Origin of the sequence: Streptomyces sp. NPDC047525 (assembly GCF_040643025.1) — a bacterium.
Lineage (GTDB): Bacteria > Actinomycetota > Actinomycetes > Streptomycetales > Streptomycetaceae > Streptomyces > Streptomyces durmitorensis.
The window spans coordinates 524,159-544,553 of sequence record NZ_JBEYTL010000005.1; the positions used below are offsets into that span (position 1 = coordinate 524,159).

The 20,395-nt window shown below is 71.9% G+C and carries 11 protein-coding genes; 6 read left to right on the forward strand and 5 right to left on the reverse strand.

Annotated elements, in window-relative coordinates; translation table 11 throughout:
- The first annotated feature begins 336 nt into the window (after window positions 1-336).
- The 6 genes from ABZ833_RS17850 to ABZ833_RS17875 all read left to right on the forward strand — a co-directional run bounded on the left by ABZ833_RS17850 (window position 337) and on the right by ABZ833_RS17875 (window position 10,984).
- The gene (locus tag ABZ833_RS17850) at window positions 337-3,594 is read left to right on the forward strand and encodes an FHA domain-containing protein (protein WP_361047341.1); all 3,258 of its coding nucleotides are present in this window, start codon (window positions 337-339) and stop codon (window positions 3,592-3,594) included.
- 368 nt (window positions 3,595-3,962) lie between these two features.
- Window positions 3,963-5,357 carry an ABC transporter substrate-binding protein gene (locus ABZ833_RS17855; RefSeq protein WP_361047344.1) on the forward strand — a complete coding sequence of 465 codons (1,395 nt, stop codon included), beginning with the start codon at window positions 3,963-3,965 and terminating at the stop codon, window positions 5,355-5,357.
- Window positions 5,358-5,430: 73 nt separating this feature from the next.
- Window positions 5,431-6,711 carry a sugar ABC transporter permease gene (locus ABZ833_RS17860; protein WP_361047544.1) on the forward strand — a complete coding sequence of 427 codons (1,281 nt, stop codon included), beginning with the start codon at window positions 5,431-5,433 and terminating at the stop codon, window positions 6,709-6,711.
- Window positions 6,708-7,589: a carbohydrate ABC transporter permease gene (locus tag ABZ833_RS17865; RefSeq protein ID WP_361047347.1), complete on the forward strand. Its 882-nt coding sequence runs from the start codon at window positions 6,708-6,710 to the stop codon at window positions 7,587-7,589. The genes ABZ833_RS17860 and ABZ833_RS17865 overlap by 4 nt, the downstream gene beginning before the upstream one ends.
- Window positions 7,590-7,749: 160 nt before the next feature.
- Window positions 7,750-9,999, forward strand: a complete 2,250-nt coding sequence (locus tag ABZ833_RS17870) for a bifunctional glycosyltransferase family 2 protein/CDP-glycerol:glycerophosphate glycerophosphotransferase (protein ID WP_361047349.1) — start codon at window positions 7,750-7,752, stop codon at window positions 9,997-9,999.
- 73 nt (window positions 10,000-10,072) lie between these two features.
- A complete protein-coding gene (locus tag ABZ833_RS17875) occupies window positions 10,073-10,984 on the forward strand; it encodes a class I SAM-dependent methyltransferase (protein ID WP_361047351.1) in 912 nt (303 codons plus the stop codon).
- A gap of 37 nt (window positions 10,985-11,021) precedes the next feature.
- Here ABZ833_RS17875 and ABZ833_RS17880 read toward each other — a convergent pair whose 3' ends face one another.
- From ABZ833_RS17880 to ABZ833_RS17900, 5 genes are all read right to left on the reverse strand, one after another.
- Entirely contained in the window at window positions 11,022-12,206 is a 1,185-nt protein-coding gene (locus tag ABZ833_RS17880; protein ID WP_361047354.1) for a glycosyltransferase, read from the reverse strand.
- On the reverse strand, window positions 12,203-15,064 hold the full coding sequence (locus tag ABZ833_RS17885) for a CDP-glycerol glycerophosphotransferase family protein (protein WP_361047356.1): 2,862 nt from the start codon (window positions 15,062-15,064) through the stop codon (window positions 12,203-12,205). Before ABZ833_RS17885 ends, ABZ833_RS17880 begins: the two co-directional genes overlap by 4 nt.
- Complete coding sequence (locus tag ABZ833_RS17890; protein WP_361047359.1) at window positions 15,061-18,555, reverse strand: CDP-glycerol glycerophosphotransferase family protein; 3,495 nt, start codon at window positions 18,553-18,555, stop codon at window positions 15,061-15,063. The genes ABZ833_RS17885 and ABZ833_RS17890 overlap by 4 nt, the downstream gene beginning before the upstream one ends.
- Window positions 18,556-18,774: 219 nt before the next feature.
- Complete coding sequence (locus ABZ833_RS17895; RefSeq protein WP_361047546.1) at window positions 18,775-19,632, reverse strand: TylF/MycF/NovP-related O-methyltransferase; 858 nt, start codon at window positions 19,630-19,632, stop codon at window positions 18,775-18,777.
- A 22-nt stretch (window positions 19,633-19,654) separates the two neighbouring features.
- A complete protein-coding gene (locus ABZ833_RS17900; protein ID WP_361047548.1) occupies window positions 19,655-20,395 on the reverse strand; it encodes a methyltransferase domain-containing protein in 741 nt (246 codons plus the stop codon).

Consider the following 20,395-nt stretch of genomic DNA (forward strand, 5'->3'; position numbering starts at 1 on the left):
GAACGGGGCACCGGCCGGTCACATTCCGTGCCGGCCGCCGGGTGACCGGACTGCTGTTCGGTGGAAAGACGCCCCACCGGGGCCGTTGGTTGCCGATGGGCGGCGAATTGACCTTCCTCACCCCGCGGTGACCGGCGATCGCAACGGTCCAAGCAGGCACTTTTCCGAGCAGAGCCGACCAATCAAGATCACTTACTGGTGGCCGCCGGGCGTGTTGTCAGCGGCAGGTGCGAAGATGCCTATCTGTTACTGGCCGACGTGGCCGTGTGCGGTGGGGGGAATCACAGCGCGAGTCCCCGTGCCCTGCGGCAAGGGCAGAAGGGACCGCTGACGGCGATGCAGATCCGGCTGACCGTCCTCGGGCCGCGCAGCGGCCAGACCGCCGAGCCCCAAGGCCGTCCTGCCGCGCCGCGCGGCGCCTGTGACGTGCTGGTCACCGCCCCTGCCGGGACCGCGCTCGCCACGGTCGCCTCGGGCCTCGCCGCCGCCGTCGCGGGCGGTGACGGACCCGTCGTCCTGTACGCGGAGTCGGAGCGGCTCGACGCACAGCGCTGCACACTCGGGGAGCCCCCGCTGATCGACGGCGCGGTGCTCTCGCTCGGCTCGCCCGCCGAGCCAGGACCCGAACTCGCGGGAGCAGCCGCCCAGTTGCACGTGGTCGCGGGCCCCGACGCGGGCGGCGTGCACCTCCTGCACGGCGGCCAGATCCGCGTGGGCCGCTCGGCGGACGCGGACGTCCCGCTGGACGACCCTGACGTCTCGCGGCTGCACTGCGCGGTGACGCTCGCCCCGGACGGCCAGGTCACCGTCACGGACCTGGGATCCACGAACGGCACGACGGTGGACGGCCGCGAGATCACCGACCGCCCGGTGCGCCTGCCCCCCGGCTCCCTGCTGCGGCTCGGCGAGTCCGCCCTGCGGCTCACCGCGGGGGACGGGACGGGCGGCGCGCTGCCGACGGCTCCGGACGGCGAGGGGCACGTGCGCGTGCGGGTCACCGCGAGCGGCGACGCCCCGCAGAACGACCCCGGGAACGACCCCAGGAGCGCTCCCCCGGAAGCGGGCCGCACGACGCCCTCCGAGGGCACCCACCATGCGTACGGATCGGCCGGCTGGGGCGCCGCGGGCGAGGGCGGCCAGGCGGCTGCGTACGGCCAGGCGTCCCTCACCGATGTGCCGCTCGTGCCGCAGCAGGGCGGCGCCCCGGACGCCGAGAGCACCCGCACCGGCACCCCCGCGCGCGGGACGACCGTGCCGCGCGGCCTGCGCAAGCGAAGCGGCCTCTCGGCCTGGGCCCGGCGGCTCACGGGTGCCCGTGACGACGAGCACGGCCCGGCCGGCCACGAGGACGACGTGTACGGCACGGGGAGCGAGGCCGCGTCCCCGCAGCCGGCGGGCCCCACCCCCGAGGACCTCGCGGTGGCCGCCGCCGCACGGACCCCGGAGTCCTGGCCCGATCCCGCGGCCCTGCTGCTCACGGCGCTCGGTCCCGGCCCCCGGCTCTGGGAGCGGGGCCCCGGCCACGCCGAGGCGCTCGCGGTCCGGCTCGGCACGGTCGACCGCGCGGCCCCTGACGAGCGCGGCCTGCTGCCCGCCGTCCCCGTGACGGTCAGCCTGCGCGAGGCGGGCGCGCTCGGCCTCGCGGGACCGCGCGAGCGGCTCACGGGGCTCGCCCGTGCCGTCGTCGCCCAGCTCGCGGCGCTGCACTCCCCCGACGCCCTGGAGATCGTGCTGCTCAGCACGGACCGCGCACGGCCCACACCGGAGCGCGCCGCCGAGTGGTCCTGGCTCGGCTGGCTCCCCCACCTGCGGCCCATGCACGGCCAGGACTGCCGCCTCCTCCTCGCCTACGACCGCGAGCAGGCGGCCGCGCGTACGGGAGAGCTGCTGCGGCGCCTCGATGATTTCGTGGCGGACAGGGCAACGGCTGCCGCCCCCGACAGCTCTGCCGAAAGCTCTGTGGACGCCGGGCCCCGCACCGTCGTCGTGGTGGACGGCGACCCCGGTTCCGCCGGGCTGCGCGAAGCCGTGGTGCGCCTTGCGCGGGAAGGGGCCACCGCCGGGATCCATGTCGTCTGCCTGGCCGAGACGCCCGCCGCGTCACCCGCGTCGCCGGTGTCCGCCACGTACGAAGCGGCCTGCTCCGTGTCGCCCGCCTTCCGCGCGTGCGGCGCCGTCGCGCTGCTCAGCGGCGACGTGGCCACCGCGCTGCGGCTGCTGCGGACCGCTGACGGGCGCCCCGCGGGGCACGGCACCGTCGCCGCGGTGGACGCGGTGTCGCAGGCCTGGGCGGAGCGGTTCGCCCGCGCCCTTGCGCCTTTCCGTACGGACGGGGCGCCCGGCGACGGCCACGCGCGCGTGTCTGCTCCCTTGCCCCAAATGGCACGGCTCCTGGACGAGTTGGGGCTCGCACGGGCCACCCCGGCCTCCCTGATGGCGCGGTGGGCCGCGGCCGCCGATGATCCCGAGGCGCTGGGCGGGCGGGCCTGGACGGCGCTCGGGGCGGGGCCGCGGGGTCCTGTGGTCGTGGACCTCGCCGCCGAGGGCCCGCATGTGCTGGCCGAGGGCCCTTCGGGGAGCGGGCGTACGGAGCTGCTGCGCTCCATCGCCGCCTCGCTGGCCGCGGCGGAGCGGCCGGACCGGCTCGGCATGGTCCTCATCGACGGGCGGGACACCACGGGGAGCGGCGGCAGCGGGACGAACGGGGCGAACGTCCGGCTCGTCGAAGGCCTCGCGGTCTGCATGGACCTGCCGCACGTCACGACGCATCTCGCCGCCAACGACCCTGTCCGCATGCGGGAGTTCGCCCAGTCCCTGACCGCCGAGCTGAAGCGGCGGGCCGAGTTGCTGGGGCGGCTCGGGTTCACGGAGTGGCATGCGCAGGCGCCTCCGGCCGGTGGGAGTGGCGGAGTCGGTGCGGGCAGCGGGGTCGGTGCGGGCAGTGGAGTCGGTGCGGGCAGTGGAGTCGGTGCGAGCGGTGCGGGCAGTGGGGGTGGCGGGGGTGATCTTGATCCGCCGCCGAGTTCCACGATGCGGCTGCGGCCTGTCGCTGCCGCCCGTAAGGGGGTGGAGCCGGGGCCGCCGTTGCCTCGGCTCGTCGTGCTCGTCGATGACTTCGACGCCCTGCTCTCGCCTGCGCTGGGGTCGCCGGGGCGGCCTGCCGCGGGGTCTGTCGTGCGGGCGCTCGAGGCTGTGGCCAGGGACGGGGAGCGGCTCGGGGTGCATCTGGTTGCCACCACGGCGCGCAGTGAGCGGACTCCTGAGACGGAGTTGGGGCGGCGGGCCGCGCTGCGGGTCGTGCTGGACGCGGTTGCTCCCGGGCCGGAGGAGCCTGCTCCCGGGCGGGGGGAGCTTCGTACCGCCGAGGGGCGGGTGAGTCCCTTCCAGGCGGGGCGGGTCACTGGGCGCATTCCTCGTACGTCCACGGTGCGGCCCACGGTCGTTCCGCTGGAGTGGGAGCGGATGGGGGATCCGCCTGCGCGGCGGCCTGTGCGGGAACTCGGCAATGGGCCGACGGACTTGGCGTTGCTTGCCAGTGCGTTGGAGCGGGCCGCGCGGTCCGTCTCTGCGGATCAGGTGCCGTCCCTTCTGTAGTTGCTGCACTGCTGCGGGCATCGGGCGCCCTGTTGATCTGTGCCCCGCAGTGGTGCGTTGTGCCCACCCTTCCCCAAGCTCTCGGCTTCGCTCGAGCAGGGGAGGCCCCAATCGCCCTGCGGAACGCCTGCCCACAACGGGGACGACCGGCTGCTTGTGACAGGGCGGGCCGCCTGCCCACAACAGGGACACCTGGAGCACCTGCCCACAACGGGCGCGGCCCGCAGCAAAGACGTCGCAGCTCATGACGGCACGTCACAACGCCATCACGATCAACCAGTTGTCATGGTTGGCGCTCTTGCCGCCTCTCCCCGCGCGGGCGTAGACAGGCCGCACGGGACACGTCGGGGCAGAGAAACGGGGCAGTGATGCGCAGCAGTCTTCGTACACGCAGGGCACCGCAACACCGGCGTACCACAGCCAAATTCGCCGCGGCATGCGTCGCGGGCGCGCTCGCGCTCACCGTCACCGCATGCGGCGGGGACGACAGCGGCGACAACGACGGCGGGGACAAGGACGGCGGCAAGGAGAGCGCCGCCGCCGTTCAACTGCCCAAGCTGGACGGGCAGACGGTCTCCGTCGCCGCCGTATGGGGCGGCTCGGAGCGCAAGGTCTTCCTCAAGGTTCTCGACGAGTTCGAGAAGCGGACCGGGGCCAAGGTCACCTTCGTACCCGCCCAGGACCCGATCATCAGCTTCCTGGAGTCGAAGGTCGCGGGCGGGCAGCCGCCGGACGTCGCGATGCTGCCGCAGGTCGGCGCGATCGAGCAGGCCGTGGAGAACAAGTGGGCCAAGCCGGTCGGGCCCGAGGCGCAGAAGCAGCTCGACAAGAACTACTCGCAGGGCTGGCAGGACCTCGGGGCCGTCGACGACAAGCAGTACGGCGTGTACTTCAAGGCGGCCAACAAGTCCCTGATCTGGTACAACACCCAGGTCTTCGACAACGCGGGCGCCAAGGCGCCCAAGACCTGGGCCGACTTCATGAAGACGGCCCAGACCGTGTACGACTCCGGCGTGCCGCCGGTCTCGGTCGCGGGCGCCGACGGCTGGACCCTCACCGACTGGTTCGAGAACATCTACCTCTCGCAGGCGGGCCCGGAGAAGTACGACGATCTCGCGGAGCACGAGATCAAGTGGACGGACCCCTCCGTGAAGGAGGCGCTGACCACGCTCGGTGAGGTCTTCGGCAAGAAGGGCTTCGTCGCGGGCGGCGCGGACGGCGCGCTGCAGACCGAGTTCCCCGCCTCCGTGAAGCAGACCTTCACCGGCGGCGACCAGCCCAAGGCGGGCATGGTCTTCGAGGGCGACATGGTCTCGCTGCCGATATCGGAGACGAAGGCCGAGATCGGCACGGACGCCAAGGTCTTCCCGTTCCCGGCGGTCGGCAGTGAGTCCCCCGCGGTCGTCGGCGGTGACGCCGCAGTGGCGCTGAAGGACAGCAAGGGCGCCCAGGCGCTCCTCACCTTCCTCGCCTCGCCGGACTCGGCCAAGATCTGGGCGGAGGCGGGCGGCTTCGTCTCGCCGAACAAGAACCTCGATCTGGCTGCGTACCCGAACGACGTGCAGCGGGGCATCGCCAAGGCGCTGATCGCTGCGGGCGACGACATCCGCTACGACATGTCCGACCAGGCCCCGCAGGCCTTCGGCGGCACGCCGGGCAAGGGTGAGTGGAAGGCGCTGCAGGACTTCCTGAAGAACCCGAAGGACGTCGAGGGCACGCAGAAGGCGCTGGAGACGGCCGCCGCCAAGGCCTACAAGGACTGACGCGGTGGCGTCCGCGAATGCCGGGGGCACGCCGAACGTGGCGCTGCCCCCGGATCCGAAACCGCGCAAGAGCGTGACCGGTACGCGCAAATCCGTGGCGGTGCTCTTCCTCGCACCCGCCCTGGTGCTGCTCGGCGCGCTCGTCCTCTACCCCATCGGGTACTCGGTCTTCCGCAGCTTCTTCGACAAGTCGGGCGACTTCACGGCGTTCGGCAACTACAAGACCCTGTTCACGGACGACACCATCCTCACCGCGATCAAGAACAACGCGATCTGGGTGGTGGTCGCCCCGACGGTCGCGACCGGTCTCGGCCTGATCTTCGCCGTGCTCACCGAACGGATCCGCTGGGGCACGGCGTTCAAGCTGGTCATCTTCATGCCGATGGCGATCTCGATGCTCGCGGCCGGCATCATCTTCCGGCTCGTGTACGAGTCGGACCCCGAACGGGGTGTGGCCAACGCCGTCTTCGTGGGGGTGCACGACACGTTCGCCGAGTCGTCCGCCTTCCCGCAGGCGCATCCCAGTACGGAGTCTCCGCTGAAGTCGGCGGGCGGCGGCGCCTTCATCACGCGCAAGGCGGTCAGCGCGGGCACTCCGGTGGCCCTGCCGCTGACCGGTGTCGCGCCGGACAACATGCCGGACGACGCCAAGTCCGCCACGGCCGCGAAGCCGGACCCCGGCAAGGTCACCGGCACGGCCTGGCAGGACTTCACGCGCGGCAAGGGCCGGGGCGAGGTCAACGCCCCGGACAAGGCCGAGTTCGGCTATGCCGGGATCACGGTCGAGGCCGTCAAGGACGGCAAGGTCGTGGCATCGGCCAAGGCCGCGGGCGACGGCACCTTCGCCCTCCCCAAGGAGGCCGACGGGGCCCAACTACGCTTCCCCGCATCGAACTTCCGCGAGCCGTACAACGGCGTGGACTGGCTCGGCCCGTCCCTCATCACGCCCGCGGTCATCGGCTCGTACCTGTGGATCTGGGTGGGCTTCGCGATGGTCCTGATCGCGGCCGGTCTGGCCAGCGTGCCGCGTGAGCTCCTGGAGGCCGCCCGCGTGGACGGCGCCAACGAGTGGCAGGTGTTCCGCAGGATCACGGTGCCGATCCTCGCGCCGGTGCTCGCGGTGGTGGCGGTCACGCTCATGATCAACGTACTGAAGATCTTCGACCTGATCTTCATCATCGCGCCGAACTCCTCGAAGGACGACGCGAACGTCCTGGCGCTCCAGCTCTACAACTCCGCGTTCCTCGACAAGGATTCGGGCGTGGCGAGCGCGATCGCCGTGCTGCTCTTCCTCCTCGTGATCCCGGTGATGCTCTTCAACGTGCGGCGACTTCGGCGGGAGGCTCGGCGATGACCACCCAAGTCGAAGTGGTGAAGGCGAAACCGTCGCTGGGCGGGCGGATCGCCTCCGTCCTCAGCGGCAGCCTCGTACGCGCCTTTCTCGCCGTCATCGCGCTCTTCTGGCTGGTGCCGACGGTCGGTCTGCTGCTCGGCTCGCTGCGCAGCTCGGCCGACATGGCGGAGAGCGGCTGGTGGAAGGTCTTCTCCACGCCGTCGCAGATGACGCTCGACAACTACACGAACCTGCTCAAGGACGAGACGATCACCGACTCGATCCTGTCCAGCATCATGATCACCGTCCCGGCGACGCTGCTCGTCGTGATCATCGGGTCCCTCGCGGGGTACGCCTTCGCGTGGATGGAGTTCCCGGGCCGCGACTGGTGGTTCATCGGCGTCGTCGGGCTGCTCGTGGTGCCCGTGCAGGTGGCGCTGCTCCCGGTGTCGAAGATCTTCGGCGCGATCGGCATCTTCGAGACGACGGCAGGCGTGGTCGTCTTCCACGTGGCCTTCGGCCTGCCGTTCGCGATCTTCCTCCTGCGGAACTTCTTCGCGGAGATCCCCCGCGAACTCCTGGAGGCGGCACGCCTGGACGGAGCCGGTGAACTGCGGCTCTTCTTCCGGGTCGTGATGCCGCTCGGCGCGCCCGCGATCGCCTCGCTCGGCATCTTCCAGTTCCTCTGGGTCTGGAACGACATGCTGATCGCGCTGATCTTCGCCGACTCCGAGAGCCCGCCGATCACGGTCGCGCTCCAGCAGCAGGTGCGGTCCTTCGGTGACAACGTGCAGATCCTGGCGCCCGGTGCGTTCATCTCGATGGTGATCCCGCTGGCCGTGTTCTTCGCGTTCCAGCGGCAGTTCGTGTCCGGGGTGATGGCGGGCGCGGTCAAGTAACCGGCCGTCCACGGCACAGGCGCATACGTTCGGTGAGTGAGGCGGCCCGCCACCTGGGCCGCCTCACTCGTGTCCATCCCCCGTATGCCGCATATGGCGTAACTCGACCGGCCGCCGGGGCGTTGCCGGGCAGTAGCCCGCGCCGACCCATGGATGTGCCTTGCCCCGGTTCAGTGTCATCGTGCCCGTGTACAAGGTGCAGGCGTATCTGCACGCATGCCTCGAATCCGTCCTCGGTCAATCGTTCACGGACCTCGAACTGATCGTGGTCGACGACTGCTCACCGGATGCGTGCGGCGCCCTCATCGACGAATGCGCGGCCCGTGACACCCGGGTGAAAGCCGTCCACCTCAAGGAGAACGTCGGCCTCGGCCGGGCCCGCAACGCGGGCATGGAGCACGCGAGCGGCGACTACCTCATCTTCCTGGACAGCGACGACACCCTCACCCCGGACTCCCTGCACGCGATCTCCGACCGCCTCAAGGAGACGGACGAGCCGGACGTCCTGATCTACGACTACGCGCGCACGTTCTGGTCGGGCGAGGAGATCCGCAACCAGTTCCATGGCCTCCTGAGGGAGGACGGCGACACCCCCTTCCGCCTCAGCGACCGGCCCGGCCTGCTGCGGCTCCTGATGGTCGCCTGGAACAAGGCCTACCGCCGCGACTTCATCGAGCGCGAGGGCTTCACCTTCCCGCCCGGCCTCTACGAGGACACGCCCTGGACGTACCCGGTCCTGATGAAGGCGGGCTCGATCGCCACCCTCGACCGGGTCTGCGTGCACTACCTCCAGCGCCGCCGGGGCAGCATCCTGCGCACCACGACCCGCAGGCACTTCGAGATCTTCGATCAGTACGAGCGGGTCTTCGCGTTCCTCGACGAGCACCCGGAGCTGTCGGCGGCCTGGCGGCCCCTCCTCTTCAGGCGGATGGTCGACCACCTCTCCACGGTCTTCACCAAGCGGGACCGCCTCCCGCGCGGCAGCCGCCCCGAGTTCCTGCGCAAGGCCCGCACCCACTACCGCCGCTACCGCGTCCCCGGCGCCCGCCCGCGCGCCCGCACCCGGCTGCGGCACGGCCTGGTGCGCCTGGGCACGCACCGCACCTACCGCACCCTGTGGACGGCGCTGCGCCTCAGGTCCAGGGCCAGGCGGTACGCGGCGACCGCGCGGCGCCGCGCCAAGGGCGCCGTCCTTCAGCTGCACTACCGGATCCAGCTGCGCCTGCCGCTGCGCGCCGACCGCGCGGTCTTCTCCTCGTACTGGGGGCGTGGCTACGGCTGCAACCCCGGCGCCCTGGAAGCCGCGCTGCGCGAGCACGCCCCGCACATCCGCACCGCGTGGGTCGCCGACCCGGTCCACCACCACACCCTGCCGACGGCGACCCGCAGGCTCCGCCCCGGCACGGCGGCGTACTGGAGTGCGCTCGCACGCTCCAAGTACCTCGTGAACAACGTGAACTTCGACCGCAGGCTCGTCAAGCGGCGCGGCCAGATCATGATCCAGACCCAGCACGGCACGCCCCTGAAGCTGATGGGCCTCGACCTCCAGGACCGCCCGGCCGCCGCGCGGGACATGGACTTCGCCGCCCTCATGCGCAACGCCGACAAATGGGACTACGTCCTGTCGGCGAACCGGCACTCGACGCTTGTGTGGGAGCGCGTGTTCCCCGCCTCGTTCACGACCCTCGAGTACGGCTACCCGCGCAACGACATCTACCAGCGGGCGAGCTCGGCCGACGTGGCCCGCCTCCGCGAGTCCCTCGGCGTCCCCAAGGGCGCCATCGCCATCCTCTACGCGCCCACCCACCGCGACTACCGCCACTCGCAGCTGCGCTCCCTCGACCTGGAGCGGATGCTGCACAACCTCGGCCCCCGCTTCGTCGTCCTGACCCGCGCCCATCACTCCTACGGCGCACCTCTGGTGTCCTCCACGGACCGCCTGATCGACGTCTCGGACCACCCGAGCGTCGAGGCCCTCTGCCTGGCATCGGACGCCCTGGTCACCGACTACTCGTCCCTGATGTTCGACTACGCCAACCTCGACCGCCCCGTCGTCCTGCACGCCGACGACTGGGAGGCGTACGAGGCGGCCCGCGGCACCTACTTCGACGTGCGGGAGTTCCCGCCGGGCGCGGTCGCGCGCAGCGAGGACGAACTCACCGACATCTTCGCCACCGGCCACTGGCGCGGCTCGCGCTCGGCGCAGCTGCGCGCCGCGTTCCGAGACCGCTTCTGCGTGTACGACGACGGGCGGGCCGCTGAACGAGTTGTGAGGCATGTGGTGCTCGGTGAGGCAGGGGGTCTACCGTCTGTGGCGCCACTGGCGGACCGGCACCCGGCGCCGGCCGCGGGGGTGGCCGACGAGCCGCTGCCGCGGGCCGACGTCTCCCGGCCCACTCACCGCTTCTAGCGAACGAACCGTGCTTCTGACGGCCCTGCGCGTACGGCGCGCTGTCCTCCTTCCCCCATCCCCGGGACCAGACATGCAGAACGCTTCAGCCACCACGTCCGCGACCGCCACCGCGACCGCCACCGGCCAGGACTCCGGTCAGCTGCCGCGGCCGGGCAGGCTCTCCGATGTGAAGGGGTGGTTCCATCCGGTCGACCAGGTGCTCTTCGACTGGATCCTGAGCCGGCAGCTGGAGCGCGGCCAGCAGGGTGATCTCCTCGAGCTCGGCGCGTACCTGGGCAAGAGCGCCATCTTCATGGGTGCGTATCTGCGCGCGGACGAGACCTTCACGGTCTGCGACCTCTTCGACTCGCCCGCCCCCGACGAGGCCAACTCCGCCGAGATGGGCCGCTCGTACGCCACGCTCACGCGCCGCGCCTTCGAGGCCAACTACCGCTCCTTCCACGACGGTCTGCCGCAGATCGTCCAGGAGCCGTCATCCGGGATCACCGCGCACGTGGAGGCGGACAGCTGCCGCTTCGTGCACATCGACGCCTCGCACCTGTACGAGCACGTGCACGCGGACATCGCCGCCGCCCGGGAGGTGCTCGGGCAGGACGGGATCGTCGTGCTCGACGACTTCCGGGCCGAGCACTGTCCGGGCGTGGCCGCTGCGACCTGGGGCGCGGTGGCCAGCGGGCTCAAACCCCTGTGCATCACGGCCACCAAGTTCTACGGGACGTGGGGCGACTACGACGCGGTCCACGCCGATCTCGCCGCGTTCCTCAAGAGGCGCGACGACATGTGGCACGGCGCCGAGGAGGTCGCGGGCTTCCCGATGATCCGGATCAGCGGCAAGAAGGCGAAGCCGCCGGAGCAGCCGGTGTCACGGCACGCGGACGAGGCCGCCCCTCGGCCGACCGCCCCCGCCACGCCACCCGCCGGCGCCGGAAGCCGGGCCAGGGGCCTGCTGTCGTCGCTGCTCGCGCGCTCGGGGCGTTCCTGACCTCGGACGGGGCCGCTCCGGGCGGCCCCGTCCGCGCTCAGCGTTCGAGCAGCTCGAACAGCGCTTCCCAGCGCTCAAGCACGCGCGCCTCGGAGAACCGCTGCACGTTCATCCGGGCCCGCTCCCCCATCGCGTCCCGCAGCCGCGGGTTGCCGGTGAGGCGCAGGAGGCGGTCGGCGAGGGCCTCGATGTCGCCGGCGGGGGCGAGCAGTCCGTCCTCGCCGTGGCGCACGATCTCGCGTACGCCGGGTGCGCAGTCGAAGGCCGCGCACGGCACCGCGCTCGCCATGGCCTCCATCAGGGCGAGCGGGAAGCCCTCGCCGCGCGAGGACTGCACGAACAGGGAGCTCTCGGCGAGCACACCCGGCACATCGCTGGTGCGCCCCCGCCACTGAACCGAACCGTCAAGCCCCAGGCGCGTGCACTGCCGCTTGAGGTCGGCCTCGTCCGCGCCCGCTCCGTAGATCCGCAGCGTCCAGTCGGGGCGCTGCGGGGCCACGAGCGCCCAGGTGTCGACGAGCATGTCGACGCCCTTCTGGTCGGCGAGCCTGCCGATGCTGCACACCACCTTCCCGTCGCGGGGCGAGGGCACCGCGGGGAGGTGGGCCAGGGCGTTGGGCATCGCGCCGACGTTGTGCATGCCGTCGGTGATCCAGTCGTCGGCGTCCTCCTGGGTGAGCGCGAGCCAGCGGTCCACGGAGGGGTAACTGCGCCTGACCGCGCGGTAGCGGTGGCAGGCGCGGGTGTAGGCGTACGACTCGTGGCTCATGCCGATGATGCGCAGGCCCGCGGTGTCCGCCTCCCTGATCCACTCCATCGGCCAGACCTGCGTGACGATGGCGACCGCGCCGGGGCGTGCGGCGCGGAAGAGCTCCGAGAGCCGGTCGACGGTGCGGCGCTTGGCGGCGATCCGTGCCGACTCGCGGCGCCGCGCCACCACGTTGAGGCGGCCGAGGCCCCGCGCCGGGCGCGGGGTCTGCGGGTGCTCGCGGTAGAGGCTGGTCACGGGGTAGCCGAGGTCGTCGGGGAGCACCAGCTTCAGCTCGGCCTCGTGGACGCCGATGACGTGCACCCGGTGGCCGTTGCCCTGGAAGAGCCGGGCCATCTGGTGGGCCCAGGCGGTGACGCCGCCGAGTTCGTCGACGGTGTTCGCGACGAGGAAGAGGTCACGGCTCTTCGTCGCTGTCGCGAGCTTCGTCGTGGTCGCGAGCGTCGTGGTCATGCGCCGTCCCTCTTCTCCGTGTTCCCGGACTTCTCCGTGTTCGCGGACTTCTCCGCTTTCCTGGACTTCTCCGCGTTGCCGAACCGCTCCCCGAAGAGCGCGTCCACCACGTCGGCCGCGGCCCGCCCCTGGTCGTACGCGCCGAACCGCGCGGCGAACGCCTGCCGGGCCCGGGCCCATGCCCCGTCGGCCTGCTTCAGCGTGGCGAGCACGCGCAGCAGTTCCTCCTCCGTCTCGACGACGGGTCCGCCCGCGTCGTCCCGCAGCGCGAAGTAGCTGCCCCGCTCGGCCGCGTACGCGTCGAGGTCAGGGGCGAAGTGCACCAACGGCCGGTCCAGGAGCGCGAAGTCGAACATGATCGACGAGTAGTCGGTCACCAGGACGTCGGCGAGGCAGAGCAGTTCGCTCACGTCGTGGTGGGCCGACACGTCGACGACGGTGCCGGGCGGGCACACCGGGAGGCTCGCCGCCTCCATGTAGTGGGCGCGCACGAGGAGGACGTGGGTGTCCCCGAAGCGGTCCGCGAACTTCCGTACGTCAAGGGGCAGTCGGACCGCCTTGTTGTTCTTGGGCAGACCGCGGAACGTCGGCGCGTAGAGCACCACCGTCTTGTGGTCGGGGATGCCGAGGTCCGCGGCCACGGCCGGTCGCGGGAAGCGGCCCGACGCCTCGTCCCTGGCGCGCGCGGCGACCAGGCGGTCGTTGCGCGGGTAGCCGCAGCGCAGCAGCCGCTCATCGGGGATGTTGTAGGCGCGGGCCAGGGTGTCCACGTCGTGCTCGGAGCGGACCAGGAAGTGGTCGAAGCGGTCGACGGCCCGCTGGAGCCACTCGCGCTGCGGGGCGTTCTGCGTCTTCAGGCGCGCCTCGTCGAAGCCCATGCGCTTGTACGCGGAGCCGTGCCAGGTCTGCAGATACGTGGTGTGGCGGGGCTTGGGCAGTGCGTGCGGGAAGCCCTGGTTGTCGATCCAGAACTCGGCGCGGCCGAGCGCCCACAGATAGCGCCAGGACCAACGGCGCACCAGGCGGGCCGAGTTGGGGAATCCGTCGGGCGAGGCGGCGTACGACCAGGTGCAGCGCAGCCGAAGGCCACGGTCGACGATCTCCTGGTGGACGGCGCGCGGGCTGTCGCCGTAGCACCTGCCCATGTGGCTCTCGAAGACCACCGAGCCCTTGCTGACGGGCAGCCGCCGCAGCACGCGGCGGTAGACGCGCAGCTTGTACGGCTGGGCGCTGAGCCTGTCCCACCTCTTGCGCAGGGCCCGCAGCCGGAGCCTCAGCTTGCGTGCGGGGCGGAAGTGCGTGGCGTAGTGCAGGGCCGCGCGCAGGGTGCCCGCGACGCGGTGGCGGGGCGCGAGGCGCAGCTCCAGTCTGTTCGCGCCGGTGACGGTGAAGCCTTGGCTCGTCCCCACGGTCTCCGGCTCGGCGACCAGCTCCGTGGTCAACTTCTGGTCGCCCGCGGTGAGTTCGAGCCGTGGCTCCCAGGTGCGGTCGCGGATGCCGAGATCCCGCAGCCCGGCGGTGAGGCCCACCGTGGCCCGCCAGACGACCGCGCCGCCGTCGTAGTGCGCCTCCTCCACGGGTACGCGGAAGCCGCGCCGCCCCGTGCCGCGCGCCCGCACGTCGAGCCAGGCGGTGAGCGGCGGCCGGTCGGGCACCAGCCCGCCGGGGAGCACGACCCGCCCTTCGAGGACCGCCCTGCCGCCGTCGACGGCGCACTTGGTGAGGCGATTGAGGAGCCGTACGTCACTCAACTGCCGGTGCTGATGGCCGAGTTCGCTGACGTCGAGCACTTCTCGTACGCGCGGGTCGTCGAGCCCGTCCGCGCGCCAGTAGACCGTGCCCTCCCGCTCGGTCAGCTCCGAGACGACGGTCCCCGGCCGCCCCAGCGCGTACGCGGCGGCGAGGACGCCGTCCGTGTCGCCCTCCGCGAGCAGCCGCACGCACACCCGCTCCACGGGTTCGAGCGCGTCCAGGGCGCGCGCGTCCACGCGGCCCGCCAGGTGCGGGGCGAGCCCGGCCGTGGCCCGGCGCCGTTCCTCGGCGGTGAGCTGCGGGAACGTACGGGCGCAGGGCAGCACGTGGTCCGTGAGGAAGGCACGCTCGCGCCGGTCGCACAGGTCGAGGCGGCCCAGGCTCACGAGGAGCCCGGCGACGCGGTCGTTGGCCTCGGCGAGGGCGGGGCTCTCGCGGGCGGGGGCGGGCGCCGCGCGGCGGGTGGTGATCAGGTTCGGCACGAGGGCGATGCCGCGGACCCCGAGGGCCGCTTCGACGCCGAAGAGGACCTCGCTGTGGTCGAGGTCCTCCGCGTACCGCAGACGTACGCCGTCGAGGACCTCGCGGCGGACGCAGAACCCGGTGACCAGGGAGTCCCTGGCGGCGAGTTCGGGGGCGTCGGAGAGGTTCTCGACTTGCCTTGTCCGCGCGTGCAGTTGAGCCTGCCAGCCCGGGCCCCGCTCCTTCCTTCCGCTGCCCGTGAGCCGCGTCCAGCGCCCCGCCACCAGGTCGGCCCCGGAGGTGCGCGCGGCGTCGAAGAGGTTCCGGCAGGCGTGCCGCTCCAGGAGTTCGCCCTCGCCGAGCACGATGACGTACCGGCCGCGCGCCGCGTCGAGCCCGAGGTTCCGCGACGCGGCCACGGACAGCGTGCTCCCGGCCCGGACCAGGCGCACCCGGTGCGGCTGGTCGGCGGCGAGCTCCCGCGCGGCGTCGCGGGCGGGGCCGTCCTCCCCGGGGTCGACGACGACCGCCTCCACGTTGGCCATCGTCTGGTCGAGCACGGACCGCACCGACTGCCGCAGAGCCTCGGCGTCCGTGCCCGCGACCACGACACAGCTGACGTCGTGCAAGTCCGGCGTGCTCATGCGCGGCCCCCTTCGAGCATGGCGTCCGCGACACCGGCGGCCGCGTTCCCGTCGTCCAGGTCGCAGAAGACCTCGCGGAATCTGTCGTACGCGTCGGCGTACGCGGCGGTGGCGGCCGCCGGGTCGCGCAGCGCCTCGATGACCTCGTCGCCGGTGGCAAGGAGCGGGCCGGGCGCCTGGGCCTCGAAGTCGAAGTAGAAGCCGCGCAGGGTGTCGCGGTAGTGGTCGAGGTCGTAGGTGTGGAAGAGCATCGGGCGCCCGGTCTGCGCGAAGTCGAACATCAGGGACGAGTAGTCCGTGACCAGGACGTCGCTGATCAGGAGCAGTTCGCTGACGTCGGGGTGGCGTGTGACGTCGCGGACGAAGTCCGAGCTGGGGACGGTGCCGCCGACGAGGTAGTGCCTGCGGACCAGGAGCACCTGGTCGTCGCCGATGGCGCGCCGCGCGGCGTCGAGGTCCAGCTGGAGGTCGAGGCCGTAGCGGCCGCCCTGCTTGGGCTGGTTCTCGCGCCAGGTGGGCGCGTACAGGACGACACGCTTGCCCTCGGGGATGCCGAGCCGCTCGCGCACGGATGCGGCGACCTTCGCCCGGTCGGCGGCGTGCAGCAGGTCGTTGCGCGGATAGCCGCGCTCCAGGACTTCGCCGGTGTAGCCGAAGGCGCCGCGCAGCAGGGGCGTCGAGAAGCGGTTCGGGGAGACCAGGACGCTCCACTGGTCGGCGCGTCCCGGCAGCGTCGCCATGTAGGCGCGGTCTCCGGACGCGTGGCCCGCGAGGTCGCGGCCGATGCGCTTGAGCGGGGTGCCGTGCCAGGTCTGGACGACGTACTGTCCTTCGGCGCGCTCGAACCACGCGGGCAGCTGGGTGTTGGTGACGACGTAGCGGCAGCGGGCCAGGGCCTCGTACCACTCGGCGCTCCACAGGGCGAGGGGCGTGGCGCTCTCGGGCAGCGCCACCTGCTGGTCGCGCACCACCCACAGATGCTCCAACTCGACGCCTCTGCCGACCAGTTCCTCGTGCACGGCGCGCGGCGAGTCCGAGTACTGCCGTCCGTCGAAGCTGCAGTACAGGACGGCGTCGCGCAGGGGCTCGCCGCGCCGCGCCGCGTACACCTCGCGCAGCCGGCGCTGGCGCGGGCCGCCCCGGTCGGTCATGGGCACCGCGGAGCCCGAGCGCAGGTGGAGGCCGTCGTGGGCATGGCGCTTGAGGCTGATGTCACGGCCGGATCTGGTGCGTACGAGCGGGAGTCCGCGGTCCTTGCCCGGCGCCACGCACACGGGGGTGTACTGCTCGGGGTCGCTCTGGCCGGGCTCGCGCAGGAAGAGGTTCCAGCGCCCTTCGGCGAGCGGCAGGGTGCCGCCGGGGCCCGGCAGGGCCTCGGGGCGCAGCTCGGCGGCGAACCGTCCGTCCTCGATCCGTACCGGCACCACGGCCTCGTCGCCGTGGCCCGCGTGCACGAGGACCAGCTCCCCGGCGCGGGCTGCGGCGTCGGGGTGGCTGCCCTCGATGCGCAGCTCGTCGTCCCAGGTCACGCTGGAGACGAGCGGCCGCACGGTCTGGTCGCGCAGCTCCAGGTTCCCCGACGCGTTGGCGAGGACGAGGAGTTCACGCCCCGGCAGCAGTCCGTACCGCCCCGGCGGCACATCGGGGCAGGCGGCCAGCGGTGTGCGGTCGCCGCCCTCGCGGACCAGGGCGACGCCCCACGGGTCGGCCTTGCGCGGTGCGCCGGTGCGCTCGTCCTCTCCGGCATGGAAGAAGGCCAGCGGCACATCGGCGCTGAAGTCGCGGCCGTTGACCAGGGCGGGGACGTAGTGCGCCTCCTTGGTGTGCCAGTTCTCGACCCGCAGGGCGTCGACGGCCTGCGACTCGCCCGGCGCCAGCCTGCCGTGCAGCCGGACGACGCCACCGCACCCCTCGTGCGCGACGAGCCGCCCCGCCACCCGCTCCGTGCGCAGCCGCAGCCGCCCCTTGCTGAGCGTGACGGCCACCCGCAGGAACTCCTCCAGATACCGCACGGGAAGCCGCGGCGCGCCGGTCATCCGCACCGGCCCGGTGCGCGGCAGGAGCCCGCTGACCACGCCCATCTCGACGTTCCAGGTGGTGCTGCGCCGCTTGGTGACGGTCCTGCGGGGGTCGATGACCGTCTCGAACCCCGACCGGTCGTAGCTGTGCAGGCCCTGCTTGGAGCGGTACGTCGCCTCGCGTGCCCGCACGGTGCGCAGCTTCAGCGGAAGGACCCGCCGCCGCCCGGCCCGCAGCCAGGCGACCCTGGCGCGCGCCCCGAGCCGCCCGGCGGGCAGGTTGGGGATGTAGGCGTAGCCCTTGAGCCGGAGCCTGCCCTGCTCGTCCCAGGCGGCGTGGGTGAGCTGCGCGGTCAGCGGCAGGTCGGAACGTTTCAGGGCGACGGTCTCGCGCGGCAGGCCGCCGATCCCGGGGAAGTCGGCCCGGCGCCTGCGCAGGCCGCGGACCCGGAAGGCCTCGGGGTGGGACTTCTCGTACGCCATGAAGGCGATCAGGTCGGTGACACGGCGCTGGCGGACGAGCTGCCAGCGCACACGGAGCGCGAGCGGCAGTGCGGCGACGACCGCGGGGTCGACGGTGTCGAGGAAGGTGTTGGCCTGCTCCATGAAGACGTCGTGGTACGCGGCGTCGCCGTGCGGCAGGGCCTCCATGAACAGCCACAGGTCCCCGGAGAACACCGTCGTGTCATAGCGCCGCTTGGCATCGGCGAAGACCTCGGCCTGCGGTGTGCCCGCCGCCCTTTCCGCCTGCTCGGCGAGGAACCCGCTGGCCGAGAGGACGGCGGCCGTGCGGTCGCGCACGGCGCGGGGCTTGGCGCGGCGGCTGGTGATGGAGCCGTCGCGGTCGCGCCAGAGGTAGACGGGATCCTTCAGTACGTCGACGGACGCGGCCAGGAAGTGGGCGGGGATCGTGACGGGGGTGTCCTCGAAGAGCACGCCCTCCGGGAAGGCGAAGGCGTGCCGGTCCCAGAAGTCCCTGCGGAAGACCTTGTTGCAGGCGATGCGGTCGCCGAGCAGCTCCCAGTCGCGCGTGACGTGCGTGGCGCTGCGGTTCTTCTCCATCATCTTGCGGAACATCGGCGACTGTTCGCTCCTGCCGGCGGAGCGCAGCCGGTGGACGTTGCCGGTGACGAAGTCGGAGCCGGACTCCTCGAGGGCCGCGAGCATCCGCTCGTACGCGTCACGCGGGACGACGTCGTCGCTGTCGACGAACGTCAGGTACGTCCCCCGTGCCTGACGCACTCCCGCGTTGCGGGCCGCCCCGAGCCCCGCGTTCTCCTGCTCGACCAGCCGGAATCTCGCGTCATCGGCGGCGAACTCGCGGGCGATGCGCGGGCTCCCGTCGGTGGAACCGTCGTTCACCATGACGACTTCGAGGTCCGGCATGGTCTGCTCGGCCAGTGACCGGAGGCAAGGGCCGAGAAACTCCTCGACGTTGTAGACGGGGACGACGACGGCAAGTCGGGGTGTCATGCGCTGCGCACATTCCTTCCGGAGAACTGACGGGCACGGCTGCGCGTCCTGCTGGGGGCCACTTGGTTAACAACCGCCGCCCTTCCGGGTCACCCGCGCAGAGCCATTCGAGTGATCACGCGGGCGGGCCCTGTGTCCGGCGGCTCGAAGCCGCCGGACACAGGGCCCGCTCACCTGCCCGCTGTCTTCAGTTGGTTGGCTCGGCTGCCCGCCGAGCGGTCAGGGCTTGACCGCGATGCGGCCCTCGTCCATGCGCAGGAGCAGCAGGCGCTCGCCGGTCTTCTCCAGGAACTCGTCGACCGCCTGGCGCGATCCCTGCCAGTAGCCGTAGTCGTCGATGAGCAGGACGCCGCCGCCGACCAACCGCGAGTAGAGCTCCTGGAGTTCGTGCTTGGTCGAGGCGTACCAGTCGGTGTCGAGGCGCAGGATGGAGATCTGCTCGGGCGCCTCGCGCGGGACGGTCTCCTCGACCATTCCCTGGACGTAGTGCACGCGCTCCTTGGGGTAGGGCACCTTCTCGAAGCCCGACTTGACGTCGTCGAGGGAGGCGACCGCCCAGATCGGACGGTCCTTGCCCTGCAGCTTGAGCAGCTCCTCGGCGGACTTGCCGTCCCGGCGCAGGTCCTCTTCGGTGGGCGGGGTCATGCCCTCGTAGGTGTCGAAGAGGTACAGGTCGCGCTCGGTGTCACCGGCGGAGATCAGCGCCTTGGCGCAGGCCTGCATCGAACCGCCGCGCCACACGCCGCACTCGACGATGTCGCCGGGGATGCCGTGCCGTACGACGTGCCGGGTCGCCAGGATGAAGGCGTTCAGCCGTTCGGGAGAGGTCATCGTGTACGGCTTCACCGCACGGATGATCTCCTTTGCCTCGTCGTCGTAGTCGGCGGGGAGGTTCAGGGCCTTCGGCTTGGGCTTCGGCTTCGATGCCGGGGCGGGCTTCGGCGCGGGGGCCGCCGCCGCGCGCTGGGCCGGCAGCGGTTTGCGCGTCAGCTGATATCCGGTCAGTTGCTTCAATGCGCCATTCACAGCGCGTCGCCATGCCATGGAAGCGGACAGTACGCGCAACTCATCCGTGATGTCACATTTCGTCAACATAGGTTCATTTGGCGTCACTTGGTGCCTCGACGGGCCGCTCGTCCACCGAGCGCGGCGCCACCACCTTCGGCCTGCCGCACAGCGCGCGGCCCTCGACGGGCTCGGGCAGCGGGACGCCGTCGACCCCGCCGACCTTGTTCGCCCACCACGTGGTCGTGGAGCGCACCAGGGCCATGGTGAGACGCGGGTAGTTCTCGGGCCGCTGGAACACCCCGACGGAGTCGCCCCAGTAGGCGTGCTTGGCGTCGATCTGGCCATACGCGTGGCGGATGCCCTTCATGGGCGGGAAGTCCGTGTAGGCCTCGCGGAGTTCGAGCCGGGTGTAGGCGGCCAGGGCGCGGAACCCGTCGGGGTAGTAGCGCCAGCAGTCCTGCGCGTCGTGCACGTGGCCGCGCGAGGGCGCCGTCACGAAGGCGATGCCCTGCGGCTTCAGGACGCGGGCGATCTCCAGCATCGTCGCCCAGAAGAACGGGATGTGCTCGAAGGCCTGGCCGGAGATGACGAAGTCGGCGCTGCGGGACTTCACGGGGATGCGGTAGGGCTTCTTCATCACCGCGTCGACGTTGCGTCCGTCGAGCACGTCGACGCCCACGTACTCCGTGTCGCGCCCTTCGAGCAGGGCCTTGTGGGTGCGGGTCTGCCCGTCGGAGACCCGGGCGCCGAGATCGACCACCCGGTGGCGCCTACCCGTGGGCATGTACTGCTCGACGCAGAGTTCCATCTGTTCGTACGCGGACTGGTGCAC